At 62.9% G+C, this 13,802-nt stretch carries 14 protein-coding genes; 12 read left to right on the top strand and 2 right to left on the bottom strand.

The genetic code is table 11. From position 1 onward, the window contains the following. Positions 1-420: 420 nt before the first annotated feature. A complete protein-coding gene (locus IR187_RS11565; protein WP_194954764.1) occupies positions 421-1,194 on the bottom strand; it encodes an alpha/beta fold hydrolase in 774 nt (257 codons plus the stop codon). An 802-nt stretch (positions 1,195-1,996) separates the two neighbouring features. Here IR187_RS11565 and IR187_RS11560 point away from each other — a divergent pair. The 12 genes from IR187_RS11560 to IR187_RS11505 all read left to right on the top strand — a co-directional run bounded on the left by IR187_RS11560 (position 1,997) and on the right by IR187_RS11505 (position 13,524). After that, entirely contained in the window at positions 1,997-2,236 is a 240-nt protein-coding gene (locus IR187_RS11560) for a helix-turn-helix transcriptional regulator (protein WP_194954763.1), read from the top strand. A gap of 269 nt (positions 2,237-2,505) precedes the next feature. Further along, complete coding sequence (locus IR187_RS11555) at positions 2,506-4,140, top strand: recombinase family protein (protein ID WP_194954762.1); 1,635 nt, start codon at positions 2,506-2,508, stop codon at positions 4,138-4,140. Positions 4,141-4,240: 100 nt separating this feature from the next. Further along, on the top strand, positions 4,241-4,609 hold the full coding sequence (locus IR187_RS11550; RefSeq protein ID WP_194954761.1) for a BlaI/MecI/CopY family transcriptional regulator: 369 nt from the start codon (positions 4,241-4,243) through the stop codon (positions 4,607-4,609). Further along, entirely contained in the window at positions 4,606-6,270 is a 1,665-nt protein-coding gene (locus tag IR187_RS11545; RefSeq protein WP_194954760.1) for a M56 family metallopeptidase, read from the top strand. Before IR187_RS11550 ends, IR187_RS11545 begins: the two co-directional genes overlap by 4 nt. Positions 6,271-6,624: 354 nt before the next feature. Then, positions 6,625-7,311 (top strand): hypothetical protein, encoded by a 687-nt coding sequence (locus IR187_RS11540; RefSeq protein ID WP_194954759.1) that lies wholly within the window; start codon positions 6,625-6,627, stop codon positions 7,309-7,311. Positions 7,312-7,652: 341 nt separating this feature from the next. Beyond that, on the top strand, positions 7,653-8,570 hold the full coding sequence (locus IR187_RS11535; RefSeq protein WP_194954758.1) for an MBL fold metallo-hydrolase: 918 nt from the start codon (positions 7,653-7,655) through the stop codon (positions 8,568-8,570). Then, on the top strand, positions 8,548-9,372 hold the full coding sequence (locus IR187_RS11530; RefSeq protein WP_194954757.1) for a hypothetical protein: 825 nt from the start codon (positions 8,548-8,550) through the stop codon (positions 9,370-9,372). Before IR187_RS11535 ends, IR187_RS11530 begins: the two co-directional genes overlap by 23 nt. Next, positions 9,369-10,016, top strand: a complete 648-nt coding sequence (locus tag IR187_RS11525; protein WP_194954756.1) for a DUF4230 domain-containing protein — start codon at positions 9,369-9,371, stop codon at positions 10,014-10,016. Before IR187_RS11530 ends, IR187_RS11525 begins: the two co-directional genes overlap by 4 nt. Before the next feature lie 67 nt (positions 10,017-10,083). Further along, positions 10,084-10,863 carry a hypothetical protein gene (locus IR187_RS11520; protein ID WP_228765864.1) on the top strand — a complete coding sequence of 260 codons (780 nt, stop codon included), beginning with the start codon at positions 10,084-10,086 and terminating at the stop codon, positions 10,861-10,863. 75 nt (positions 10,864-10,938) lie between these two features. Further along, on the top strand, positions 10,939-11,928 hold the full coding sequence (gene nadA / locus IR187_RS11515) for a quinolinate synthase NadA (RefSeq protein ID WP_194954755.1): 990 nt from the start codon (positions 10,939-10,941) through the stop codon (positions 11,926-11,928). 935 nt (positions 11,929-12,863) lie between these two features. After that, the gene (locus tag IR187_RS11510) at positions 12,864-13,127 is read left to right on the top strand and encodes a GlsB/YeaQ/YmgE family stress response membrane protein (RefSeq protein WP_194954754.1); all 264 of its coding nucleotides are present in this window, start codon (positions 12,864-12,866) and stop codon (positions 13,125-13,127) included. Positions 13,128-13,254: 127 nt separating this feature from the next. After that, a complete protein-coding gene (locus tag IR187_RS11505; RefSeq protein ID WP_194954753.1) occupies positions 13,255-13,524 on the top strand; it encodes a GlsB/YeaQ/YmgE family stress response membrane protein in 270 nt (89 codons plus the stop codon). On the opposite strand, the gene IR187_RS11500 is transcribed toward IR187_RS11505, so the two are convergent. Next, positions 13,521-13,673, bottom strand: coding sequence for a hypothetical protein (locus tag IR187_RS11500; RefSeq protein WP_194954752.1), 153 nt, complete (start codon positions 13,671-13,673; stop codon positions 13,521-13,523). The genes IR187_RS11505 and IR187_RS11500 overlap by 4 nt on opposite strands. Positions 13,674-13,802 lie beyond the last annotated feature (129 nt).

The following is a 13,802-nucleotide window of genomic DNA, read 5'->3' as shown; positions in this document are numbered from 1 at the left end:
CATTCCTAAGTCGTGCGGATTGTCACGCAATACCTCGCCGCCCCAAAAACATAGACAAAAGTTGCGCGCAGCATTGGTTTTAGACAAGAAAAGGAGAGCGCCAATGGCACTTAAGCCAGGACCCAAGCCGGTAGCAAAATCAACAGGGAAACCCGATCAGCGTCGCCGTGACAACAAAACCACACCAGGTAACACACCGTCCCTCAAACCCAGCAAATCTAGCAAGCCCCCCAAAAAGAAATGAAAGAGCCGCAGATCACCCTGCATGGGGATGACCGATTTCGCTGAAAATGGTCATTCTTGGTCAGCGAATACGGGGCCGACGATGACCGCGGATGGCCGATAGTTGTCAGGCAGCTTTCGGTTGAGAGGTTAAGAAAGCGGACATTACCAGCGACGATAAGCGGCCTGCCAACGACGTCATTGTGTCGCGGCAAGAATCACGGCGACAGTCTCGTCCGGCATATCCCACATCGGAAAGTGGCCGCTGGCCTCAAACCAATGCAGTTCGGCGGAGGGAAAGGCGAATTTCGCCCGCGCGGCCTGCCTTGGCAAACACAGCCGATCATGTCGGCCCCAACCGATCACGATCCGACGAGCGGGATCGGCGGCAGGACCAATCTGCTCAGGACCACTCGCAAGGTCACGCACCAAGGCGTCGAATGTCCCTGTCGTGCTCAGCGTCGCCAATTCCGTCGCAACGACCTTCGGATCGAGCGCCCAGGGACGCGCGGAAAGCTGCGCCAGCAATGCGGTGCGCGATGCAGCGTTCTTGCTCAGCAACCGGAGGCTGGGCCGGATTGCCCGTAGCAACCGTCCCGACACTCCTATGGTAATCTTGAAGAAGGTGCGCTCCCAACCGCGCCAAAAGCCGCCAGGATCAAGTGCCACGACGTTGCCGACGCGTCCACGGCGAGCAAGCTCGAGCACGATCCGCGCCCCCATCGAGCTACCAACTACGTCGATCCCGTCCAGTCCGTTGTCGTCAATGTAGCGCTCGACGCTACCGACGAGACCATCGAAGGTCCCGCTGTCATGTTCCGCCGGGGTCGCGCCATGGCCAGGAAGGTCGATCGCGATCACTGATCGTTCGGCGGCGAGCGGCCCCATGATCGTGCTCCATGATTGCCAGCTTCCGCCGAGACCATGGATAAGTAGCAGCTTGCGGCCCGCGCCCCGTTGGACTTCGTTCATTCAGTGATACTCCGATGGGATGAGGCACTGAGCGACGATGACCAGCCTTGGGGACAACTAACCTGTCCTTTACCCGCTGTCGCCGATATTCGGGATCTGTAATTCAGGCACCGGATCAACGAGTCTGTCGTTGTGAGCGCCCAAACTTCAGCTTCGAGGCACAACCAAAACTAGTGCGAATGGCTTCGATCGGGCGCAAACCAGAACTCGCCAGAGTGTGACAGACATTGATCGCGACTCTGGTTCGACGGTGTGCCGGAGATTGGCCGCGGCGACTGCGATGCGTCGAACATTTCGGCGCCAGATTCCTCAAAATGCTCTGAAACAACCCAGAGAGCTAGTTTTCTAACCGAGTGCGGCGCTCCATCATTCGGGCGCAACGCGAGCGATCATCGCGCCGGTGGAGAATATCGTGACAGCCAAGGCTCGCTTTCCAACCTGCACGTTCTGGACTTTGCCCGCTTCGATCGGGGACGCGGGCGTGATTCCAGTGACACGTCCGTCTTCGGCAGGAAACGACCCATCTGCGCGGACTCATGTCCAGAACACAATTGCCCGAGTCGCATCATCGCTGGCGCGGCGCACAGCGTCAGGACGGTGCCAAAGTCTGGCACTAAGCGTGTCGTCGGGACCGTATGGGAAAAATATTTCGCGACACCAATGTACGTCAAGAAACGACAGAGGACGACAGAGGCTGCCAGCGGCCGATGGTGCCATTTTTGGCACTCTTGCGCCGGTTTTCGGCTGTTGCCATCTTTCTCCCAAGGGAGCCCAACCACTGCCAGTCGATGGAATAGACCCTATGCCCGAACCAGAGAAAATCATCCGCCTCCGCACCGTCCTTGCCCGCACCGGATTGTCCCGGTCGACTCTCTATCGCAAGATTGCAGAGGGCACGTTCCCGTCACAGGTCAAGATCAGCATTCACGGTGCGGGCTGGCACGAGTCCGCCGTCGATCGGTGGATCGCCGATCCGCCCGCTTACCGCGCCGATAATGACAATGGCGACGCCAATGGTGGACGCGGCCATGCAAGAGGGTGACGCGCGGCCCGAACCCGGATGCGTTGCGGCAAACGACAATGAGCCGGTCCTGCGCGCGGCGCAGGTCGATGCGGCGCTAACCCGCATCGCACGGGCCATTGGGCGGCATATCGCTCGGGAACATATCCGCGCCCGCGAAGCGGCGAATGACAATGAGTCGTTTGCAGAAAATGCGCGGCCGCCCGAGCGTTGACCCTAAGGTCATCGCGCGCGACACTGTCTAAACCGGCTGGGCGGGCGTTTGTCCCGCCATTGCAAAGGAAGATGTGATGATCCGCGCTGCGCTTTACGCCCGCTATTCCTCCGACCAGCAGAATGCGGCATCGATTGGAGATCAGCTCGCTCTCTGCCGCGAACGCGCGGCGCGCGAGGGCTGGGAGATTGCCACGACCTATCAGGACGCGGCAATCACCGGCGCTAGCCTGATCCTGCGGCCTGGGGTCCAACGGATGGTTGCCGACGCACAGGCGGGCAAGTTCGATATCGTCGTCGCAGAGGCGCTGGATCGCGTTTCGCGCGACCAGGCCGATGTGGCGACGCTGTTCAAGCATCTCCAGTTTGCGCGCGTCCCGCTGGTCACGCTCGCCGAGGGTGAAATCTCCGAGCTGCATGTCGGTCTCAAGGGAACGATGAACGCGCTGTTCCTGAAAGACCTCGCCAAGAAAACGCATCGCGGTCTGCGCGGGCGGGTCGAGAAGGGCTTTTCGGCGGGCGCCGTGGGCTATGGCTACCGGATGGTCCGACGGCTGAGCAGCGAAGGTGAGTTGGTGCGCGGCGAGCGTGAGATCGACCCGGCGCAGGCGCTGATCGTCGAGCGCATCTTTCGCGAGTTTGCCGCGGGAAAAAGCCCGCTTGCGATTGCGCGCGATCTCAATGCCGACGGCGTTGCCGGACCTGCGGGAAAGGCGTGGCGCGACACCAGCATTCGTGGCGACGTCCGTCGCGGAACCGGCATCCTCAACAATGAGATGTACGTCGGGGTCCGCGTCTGGAACCATAAGCACAGCGTGAAAGATCCCAGCACTGGCAAGGAAGTCATGCGCCTCAATCCTGAGTCCGAGTGGATCCGCAATGCGGTGCCGGAACTGCGCATCATCAGCGACGAGCTATGGTCTGCGGTGAAGCGCCAGCAGGAGATCGTTGCCGACCGATATGTCGGCATCAAGCAAGCTGCACAGGCCCGTTCGCTGCATCAGACGCGGCGGCCCGCCTATCTGCTGTCCGGCCTGCTCGAATGCGGCGTTTGCGGCGGGACATATGCCCTCGTCGTCGGAGAGCGTTACGGCTGTGTAGGTCGCCATCGCGGCCATTCCTGCACGAATGGCCGCACAATCCGGCGTGCGGAGCTGGAACGTCGCGCGCTGGCTGGTATCGCCGATAGACTTGTTTCGGCGGACAAGATCGACGCAGCGGTGGCTGCCTATGTGGCGCATATCAATGGCGAGAACCGTGAGCGCCGCATTCAGGCCGATGCTGATGTCCGTGCGCTGGCAAAGATCGACCGCGCGGTCGCGGGCATCATGGCGGCAATCGAGGACGGCCTCTACCAACCCAGCATGAAGGCCCGCATGGCCGAACTAGAACAAGTAAAGGAGGAGATTGCCGCACGGCTGGCCGAGGCGCCGCAAAACATTCCCGACATTCATCCGGGTGTTGCTGAAATCTACAAGGCTAAGGTCGCGCGGCTCACCGAAACACTCGAAGACCCGGAAACTCAGCTCGATGCTTCCAGCGGCATTCGCTCGCTCGTCGGCAAGATCGTTCTACATCCCGGCGCCAAGCGCGGGGAGGTTCATGCCACCCTCCACGGGTCGCTGATGGGCATTCTTGACTTTGTGAACGACAACCAGCAACCCGACGCCAGCCGAGTTATAACATCGGTGGCCTCGGGTTCACCGGAATGACGGGAATGTGCGGGTGTTCAGTTTCGTTCATCGACCGTTCAGCCCTTTGACTACATTTGTAGTCGCGTTGTAAACGGACGGCGCCAATGGAGGGGTTCTAATGGCGGAAAGAGCAAGCGAGTCGGAAATGCAGGTGCTGTCGGCCCTGTGGGACGACGCCCCGCAAACCGCGGCCGACCTGACCGCCCGCGTCGGCAAGGCCAATGGCTGGACGCAGGCGACGGTCAAGACCCTGCTGGCACGGCTGGTCCAGAAAGGCGCAGTGAACGCCGAGGCTGACGGTCGCCGCTACCTCTACAGTCCCGCGATCGAACGCGCCGATGCCGTCGGCGAGGAATCGCAGCGGTTCGTCGACCGCCTGTTCGGTGGCCGCGTCAGCCCCCTGATCGCGCATCTTGCCGATCGCGAGGCACTGTCGGACACCGACATCGCCGAAATCGAAGCTTTGCTGCGAAAGCTCAAGTCGTGAGCGCCGCGACCTGGATGCAGGTGTGGGGCGACACGATGCTCACCACCGCGCTGCTCGTCCTGGCAGTGCTGCTGATCCGCAAACCCTTTGCCCGCCATTTCGGACCGCGGCTCGCCTATAGCCTGTGGCTGATTCCGGCGCTGCGGCTGGTGTTGCCGCCGCTGCCTTTCGCCGCGCCGGTTGCGGCGCCCGAACCCGCCGTCATCGGCGGCGAGGCGATGTTGATCGCGGTCGATATGCCCGTGCCAGACGTCGCCGCTGCGCCCGCATGGTCGCCGCCCTTCGCAGTCGCCGACGCCATGCCCTTCCTGTTCGCCCTGTGGGCGATGGGGATGACCGCGGTGCTGGCGATGGCGCTATTGTCGCACCGCCGCTTTCGCGACGCGGTGCTGACGGGGGCGGTCGAACTCGAACCGATCGGCACGATCCGGCTGGTGATGACCGATGCGGTCGACGGGCCGGTGGCGTTCGGATTGTGGCGGCGGGTTGTCGCAGTGCCGCAGGATTTCTTTGCCCGCTATGCTGCCGACGAACGGGCGCTGGCGATCGACCATGAACTGTCGCACCACCGCTACGGCGATTTGTGGGCCAATGCCGCCGCGCTGGTGCTGCTGGCGTCGCAATGGTTCAATCCCTTTGCCTGGCGGGCGATCCGCGCCTTTCGTTTTGACCAGGAGGCGGCGTGTGACGCGCGGGTGCTGACCATGGCCGACCACGAAGTCCGCGGCGAACGCACCGCGCGATATGCGACGGCGATCGCCAAGGCCGCGGTCGGCTCGCGGTTGTCGCTGGCGGCGCCGATGGCGGTTCACGATAATTTGCAGGAGAGGCTGACGATGTTGATGCGGAGGGATATTTCGAAACAGCGCGGGCTGGCGGGGCGCTTGCTGATCGGCACCGCCACGCTGGCGGTGCTGGCGACGACGGCGACGCTGGTGCCGTCGGGGATCGTCGCGGCAAGGGCACAGACGGCGGACGTTCCCGCTCCACCGGCCGCGCCGTTGCGGTCCGAAGCGCCTGACGCTTCCGATACCCCCCGTGTCATGGTCTTCACCGACCATAGCGAACAGGCCACGACCGACAAGGATGGCAAAAAGCGCGAGGTGCATCGCATTGTGATCCGCCGCGACGGCCAGGGTGATGGCAAGGCACCGACGGTGATGTTCGCGCCCGCCGACAGCAAGGACAAGCTGCGCCATATCGACGTCCGCCTGCCGGGCAGCCTGTCGCGCGACGATGTGCTGGCGACGTTGAAGGAACAGGGCGTGACCGGCAAGCGCGCCGAAGCGATCGCCGACAAGCTGGAAGCAAAGCGCAAGGAACGGATGCGCACCGTGCTGGCGCCGATGCCCCCGATGCCGCACGGCGCGTGGAAGACGCCCGACGGCAAGGCGATGGTAATCGGCAAATGCAGCGACGGCAGCCGCGCCGCCCCGATCGTCAACCGCGAGGAGGGCGACGCAAACCGGCACAGCCGCGTGGTCATGATGGCGTGCAATGGCGGCCCGGAGGGGCGGGCCTTGCGGCTGTCGGCGCTCAAGAAAGCGCGCGAAGCCTTTGTCGAGGGCGAACGCGCGCGCGGCATGTCCGACGACATCCGCGCCAAGGTCGCCGCCGATCTCGACAAGGCGATCGCCGAAATGGAAAAGCCGGAAGAATAGGGCCACAGCGACCACAATCGAATTGGCGCCAGCCTTTGCTCCCCGGTGGGGCTGGCGACAGGGGCGGGGAAAGGGAGCGGGCAACCGCTCCCTTTTTCGTGGGGGCGGGTTGGGGGGCGGCCTGCAATCCGCGCGAATTTGTGGGTTTTATGCTCAGCACTGGCTCCCACGTCAGGTGCAGGCAAATTGGCGATGGTCAGGTTCAGCGAAGCCCAATTAGATTACGCTGTCCGCGAGTACGATGCAATTTCATCCTGTGGAAACCGAATTTGGTGGTCATCTGGGAAATGTCGGATACAGCAGCGTTGCTGGAGTCCGCGCTCCGGCGGTTTTGTTGTTCGGGGGTGGGGCAAAGTGACTCGTCGTGTTCTTGCAAAGATTCTTTTCAGCCTTGTAGCAGCCGGCAGCCTCACCGCCCCCGCATTGGCACAGTCAGGCTCGGCAGAGGTCGCTGGGCAAAGCAATGCTGAGCACTGCGAGTTGCACATCTGGGCGGCGCAGGATTTCAGCAGCCTGCCTTTCGGCAGCGGGCTTGCGCCAGGGCTATCAATGATGTTTCCGGGGAATCTGGGGCAGAGCACCGACGAACAGTTCGTAACGATCGCAAGCATCGATCTGCAAATCGACGCGATCATGCGCGCCGACCCTGTCACCAGCCTCGGACTGCCGCAGGGCACCACGGTGATTACCAATGCCGAAACCGAAGAGGCGAAGACGACGAAACAGCGCCAAGCGAGGCGCGCGGCATCGCAGACGCAATGCTATTACGAGCTTCACATCACCTCGAGCTATCTGATCGAAGATATTGTCTGGGGGGATCGTTTCAGCACGGCCTTCGATGTGCGCCACTATCGCGGGGATGCAGAATGGACGTTTCGTCACCGTGGGGAAGGTGGCAACAAGCTCACTGTTTTCCCGGTGAAGGAGGATGATGACCCTGCCGAAGTGCTGCGGGAGGTAAGCGAGGCCATCCAAGCCAATTTCGTCGAATATGCCCGCAAGGTAAAGCCCCGGATTGAGCGTGATGGGCAACGGCGGTAGGCAGACAGCATGAGGTCCACCGACCCCATCTGCTTCAGTGCTTCTGGTGCCACTCGGTCAGGCGTTCGACCAGCGAGGGACTGACGAGCTTTAGGTGTCGCCGAGGGAGCCGAACTCGTTCGCGGCGAACTTGCTGAAGACGCGAAGGATGATCTTGCCCGACCGAGTCTTGGGCCGTCTATCGGTGAAGTGAAACCCATCCGGCGTCGTGATTTGACCCAGGGTACGCATTCGGTAGCCTTTCTCCATGGCAGGCGGGCAAACCCTACGCCAACCGATCCCGGCAGCCTTTTCGTTGGCGCCCCCTTTCGTTCCGCTGCCGTCAATGCCACATGACGTCCATGAGCGAAGACAAGCCCTGGCCCGACAGCATCCGCGCCGGCGATTGCGAGCAGCATGAGCCGCTCGTGCGCCGCGTGCTGGCGCCGAACCCTTCGCCCTACACCTTCACCGGCACCCAGACGTGGATCGTCGGCGCGGGCAGCGATGTGGCGGTGATCGATCCGGGGCCCACCGGCAGCGGTTTGAGCGTTGGCGATCCCGCCGACGCGAACGGCGTCGGCCATGTCGACGCCATCCTGCGCGCGGTCGGCGGGCAGCGCGTCGCCGCGATCCTCTGCACCCACACCCACCGCGACCACAGCCCCGCTGCCGCGCCGCTCAAGGCGGCGACCGGGGCGCCGATCATCGGCTGCGCGCCGCTGGCCCTTTCGGACGACGGCCCGCGCGCCGATTCGGCGTTCGATCCCGATTACGCGCCCGACCGCGTGTTGGCCGACGGCGAGCGCATATCGGGCGACGGGTGGACGATCGAGGCGGTCGCGACCCCAGGTCACACGTCGAACCACCTCTGCTTCGCGTTGGTCGAAAGCGGCGCTCTGTTCACCGGCGACCATGTCATGGCCTGGTCGACCAGCGTCGTCAGCCCGCCCGACGGCGACATGGCGGCCTATATGGCCAGCCTGTCGAAACTCTACGACCGCGACGACCGCGTCTATTATCCCGCGCACGGCCCCGCGGTGACCAAGCCGCGGCAGCTCGTTCGCGGCATGCTGGGGCATCGCAAGCAGCGCGAGCGGCAGATCCTGCGCGAGCTCGAAAAGGGCACCCGGGTCATCCCCGCGATGGTCGCGCATATGTACAAGGGGCTAGACCCGCGGCTGACCGGCGCCGCCGGACGCTCGGTGCTCGCGCATCTGTTCGACCTGCGCGCGCGCGGCGTGGTGCGCGAGCGCAATGACGAATGGGAACTCGCCTGACATGCTTTTGACGATGCTGCTCGCCGCGGCGCAGCCTGCCGCCGAGACCGCGCCTGCCTCCAGTCCGCGCATGGTCGAGCTGGTCGCAAAGGATGACGGCGCGCATTGCCTGCCCGACGGGCAGATATGTTTTGCGCTGCCAAACGACGGAGAATCCGACGCGCTGCCGACCAATCTCGCAGTCTCGTTTCCGGGGTCGGGTGACGATGAAAAGACCGTCCTCCCGCTCCCCGCCATTGCCGGGGAGCCGCAGGCGCTGCGGCTGTGGCCGAACGCCGTGTGGGTACGCGGCGGCGACGAGGCGGACGGCGGCGAAGGGCTGGAGATGCTGGTCGGGGTGATCGGCGAACAGCGCGCGATGTATTCGGGCGGCGGCGGGACGGGCAGTCGCCTCCACCTGCTGCGCTTTGGCATGGCGCCGCATGCGATCGGGCTCAGCGGCGAAGTGCTCGATGTCGGGTGGGACAGCGCGCTGATGATCCGCGCCTGTTTCTCGGAGCAGGATGCCAAGGACCGGCTCGGTGCCTGTCACGACGAATATGAGTATAAGGCGGTGCTGAAGCCCGGCCCCGACGAAGGCGGCGAACTGCCGTCGCTGACCTATCGCAGCTTTGCCACCGCCTATCCGCAGACCTCGCGGCGCAGCGAGGACAATAGCGGGCAAAAGCTGAAACCGAGCGATCTGGCCGATTGGAAGGACCCCGAGTGCAGTTACGAGCGCGTGCTGCGCTTCAACAATGCGACGGGCCGTTACGAAATGGATCGCCCCGCGCCCGATTGTTCGGTCTATACAGAGCCATGACCACGACTCCCTCCGCCCGCCCGCCGCGCCTGACCGGGCGCCTGATCCTGCTCGCCGCCGCGGCGATGCTGCTGCTCGCCGTGTGGTGGGCGGTCAGCGCGTGGCGCGATTGGGAAAAGGGCTATGACCCCGAAACGGTCGTCGCCGCGAGCCTGCAAGGGTTGCAGGAACAGAATGTGCTGGTGCCGTTCACCGCGCGCTATGTCGCGGTGGTGACCTCGACGCAAAGCCGCATGGGACTGAGCGCCAAAAAGACGCTCATCATGCCCGGAACGGTGCGGTATGAGGTCGATCTCGGCAAGCTCAAGCCGTCGGATCTCGACTGGGATGCGGCCACCAATGCGTTGACCGTCACCCTGCCGCCGCTGCGCCTCGCCGGTCCCGAAATCGACATCGACGCGATCAGCGAGTTTCGCGACGGGACGATCCTGTTGACCTTGACCGATGCCGAAGCGGCGCTCGACACCGCCAATCGCAAAGCGGCGCAGGACGAACTGATCAAACAGGCGAAGGGGACCACCCCGATGCGGCTGGCGCAGGGCGCCGCGCGGGCCGCGATCGAGCAGAGTTTTGCTATGCCGCTCAAGGCCGCGGGCATCGATGCGAAGGTTACAGCGCGGTTCGCCAATTCGCCGCCACGATAAATTCTGGCTTCGCGTGCGATCACAGCTCCGCTATCCCCCTCTAGCTCTAGGGATCGGGGATTTGGAAATGACCAGCATGGTGCAAAGGCCGCGCGTTGCAGCAGGTTCGGCGAGCAGCGACGGTTTCTATTTCCGGAGCGCCGCTGCAATGGCGATTGTTATTGTCGCGGGGTTCGGCATGCAATGGGCGATGGGGCGGTCGACCTTCGCGGCCCGCCCGCTCGTTCATGTTCATGCACTTGTGTTCATGGGTTGGGTTGCGATTTTCGTGACGCAAAGCTGGCTCGCCCAGCGCCAGCGGACGGAACTTCACCGAAAACTCGGGCAGCTTGCAGCATTATGGGTGCTGCTGATGGTAGTTTTTGGTTTCTGGCTAACCGTCGATGTCATTCAGCGCGGTACGACCCCTTTCTTTTTCCAGCCGCAGTATTTTCTGATCGCTAACCCGGCGAATATTCTGTGCTTTGCGATCATCGTTGCGGCGGCCTTCCGTCTGCGCCGCCGTCCCGAATGGCACATGCGCCTTCAGGTCTGTGCAACGGCGGCGATCCTGGGGCCGGCGTTCGGCCGGCTGCTGCCCATGCCGCTGTTGACGCCCTATGCGTGGGACGTTGCCTGTCTGTGCGGCTTGATCGTTCCGGGCATCGGCGCGCTGCGTGACCGGCGCCGTGACGGTTTTGTTCATCCCGCATGGTGGTGGGGGATGGCGGGCATTGTTGCGGCGGTACCGATCGCGTGGCTTGTCGCTTTCGCGCCGCCCGGGGCAGCTCTATACGCCTGGGTGACGGCAGGCCATCCGGGCGCGGCGGTGTCCGGCCTTGCTTTTGCGTCGCCGCCGCCCACGTAGTCGCGGTGTGAATTGCCCTACCGCGGGGGGGCGTGTAGGGGGACAGGCAAGGCAAAAGCCAGATAAGGAAAAGCGATGACTGCTCCCATCCGCGAGAATCTCTCGGGCCTCGACCTGCGCGCTGAAATCGAACGGCTGCGCAAAGAACGCAACGCGGTGATCCTGGCGCATTATTACCAGAAGCCGGAGATCCAGGACCTCGCCGATTTTGTCGGCGATTCGCTGGAGCTGTCGCGAAAGGCGGCCGAAACCGACGCCGACGTGATTGCGTTCTGCGGCGTCAAGTTCATGGCGGAGACGGCCAAGATCCTGTCGCCGGAAAAGATCGTCATCCTGCCCGACATGGACGCGGGGTGCAGTCTGGAGGACAGTTGCCCGCCCGAACAGTTCAAGCGCTTTCGCGAAAAGCACCCCGACCATATCGCGCTGACCTACATCAACTGCTCGGCGGCGGTGAAGGCGCTCTCTGACATCATCGTCACCTCGTCGAGCGCCGAGACGATCATCAGTCAGATTCCTGAAAACCAGCCGATCATCTTTGGCCCAGATCGCCACCTTGGCGGTTATCTCAACCGCAAGTTTGGCCGCGAGATGCTGCTGTGGCCGGGCGTGTGCATCGTCCATGAAGCGTTCAGCGAAACCGAGCTGATCAAGCTGAAGGCACAGCACCCCGGCGCGCCGGTCGCGGCGCACCCCGAATGCCCGCCGCATATCGTCGATCACGCCGATTATGTGGGATCGACCAGCGGCATCCTGCAATTTGCCAAGACCTTCCCCGGCGAAACGCTGATCGTCGCGACCGAGCCGCACATCATCCACCAGATGGAACTGGCGATCCCCGAAAAGACCTTCATCGGCGCGCCGGGCGCCGACGGCAACTGCAACTGCAACATCTGCCCGTACATGGCGCTCAACACGATGGAAAAACTCTACCTCGCGCTGCGCGACCTGAAACCGCAGATCGAGATGGAAGAAGGCCTGCGCCTTGCGGCGCGCAAGAGCCTCGACCGGATGCTCGAAATGGCGTCGGGGACGATCGGGAAGGGTGATTTGGGGCGGGCATAATCTTTGGGTGAGTCGGATTTTTCGACTCGCCGCCCCGATTCGGCAGATGAAGTACGACGGCCGCGAACCAAATCCGAATCCGAAAATGCTGCACCCTTGTTACAAAAATGCTGCACCGAATCCGCTTGTTGCTAATGCCGGACTTATCCACAGCAGCCGACGCGCATAAGAGGTAATCGGGCGTTTTTCGGTTGGCGCTCTGACCAGTTCATGTCAGCTTCAAATCATCGGACGACAGAGACGAAAGACCGCCGGGACATCAAGGGTAGTTGCAAGACTAGCCAGAAGGGAACGGACCGGACTTACGAGGAAATCGACCGATAGCCTGGTCACGGAACGTAGCGATTCCCACGAGTTGATGCGAACCCGACCGGGTATGGAAACGCAGTCCATCGCTTGGACAGCGACCGCTTCGGTGGACGCCGGAAGAGATGATGAAGGGCTTTCCAGGTGCGGCCGGCCCCCGAAAGGGGGCCGACCAAACCATCGCCGGATTGTTCCGGCGTGCGCCGCAACGTTTCGTTTTGCGGGCTGCTGATCGCAAGAGAAGCGGACCGGGATGAGGCGGGGTGGCAAAACGCGGAGCAGGACCGGATAGTGGGGGTTGGCAGCGATGTCGGCCCCCATTTCGTTTGGGCGAGGACTGGCTGTCGCCCACCCGCGCTGAACAATTTTACATATTTCTTTTCATGCGTGTGACCACCGTCACATCCGGGTCGCGCGCGGCTGCTTAATGCCGCAGTTGCGACCCGGAACAGTTCTACGATCTGGAACTGATCCCACTTTCCCGGCCGCGCTCTTTGGGGCCGGCCGGGAACCTTTCCCCATCGTTCCGCATTATCCCCGCATCGTTGAAACGATGTTCGGGCGCGACCGGACGTTTGTGGTTCAGCCGGGTGTCGGCGTTTGCCCGGCGGTTCAGGAAGGGAAAAATCATGGGCTTGATTATTACGTTGATCGTTGGCGGCATCATCGGCTGGCTCGCCAGCATCGTGATGCGCACCGATGCGCAGCAGGGCATCATTCTGAATATTGTTGTCGGCGTGGTCGGCGCATTCCTCGGCAATTTCCTCGGCAGCTTCTTCGGCATGGGCGCCAGCCTCGATACGTTCAGCCCCGTCGGGCTGCTGTGGGCGTTCATCGGCGCCGTGGTGCTGCTCGGCATCATCAACCTGATCCGCCGCGGCAGCGTCCGCTAGAGACGATCCGGAATGGCGACGGTGCGCAGACGCCGTCGCCATTCTGCTAGGCGTTCGGGAATAGCTGGGTTAACAACAATGCGCCTGCCAGGTCAGGCGATACCAATGAACGTAGGGGGTCAAGAGCATGGACTTCATTATTGCACTCATCATGGGCGGCGTGATCGGCTGGCTGGCCAGCATCGTGATGCGCACCGATGCACAGCAAGGTATCTTCCTCAACATCATCGTCGGTTGCGTCGGTTCTATCCTCGGGCGTTTTCTGTTCGGCCGCTTCCTGGGCGGCGGGCATTTGCGGGGCGATGCCTTTGACCCGATGACCCTGCTGACCGCGTTTATCGGCGCGGTTGTATTGCTCGGCATCGTCAATCTGGTGCGTCGCGGCCGCGTTCGCTAAAGCCGCACAACCACGTCCTGCTGTTGCAGGACCGGATCAAGGGGTGGTTCGCCGAAGGGCGGGCCGCCCTTTTTCATGTCCGCAAGCACTGGAAATCCTGTACCGTTTTCCTTATGCAGCGCAGCCCGGGGTGCGGGCGGCGTGGTCATTTTTTGGCCTCTTGCAAGCAGTGATTTAATTAGGTAATACACCTCGTGCGGGATGAACGGTCCTGCCGAGCGGGAATTGGGGGGCAAAGTGCTGTCGCGCTTGCCGCAAGCCATGCCGCCAGAGGCAGG

Source organism: Sphingopyxis solisilvae (assembly GCF_015475875.1).
Lineage (GTDB): Bacteria > Pseudomonadota > Alphaproteobacteria > Sphingomonadales > Sphingomonadaceae > Sphingopyxis > Sphingopyxis solisilvae.
The sequence above is the reverse complement of the archived record's forward strand: the minus strand, read 5'-3'. Positions and strand labels throughout refer to the sequence as shown.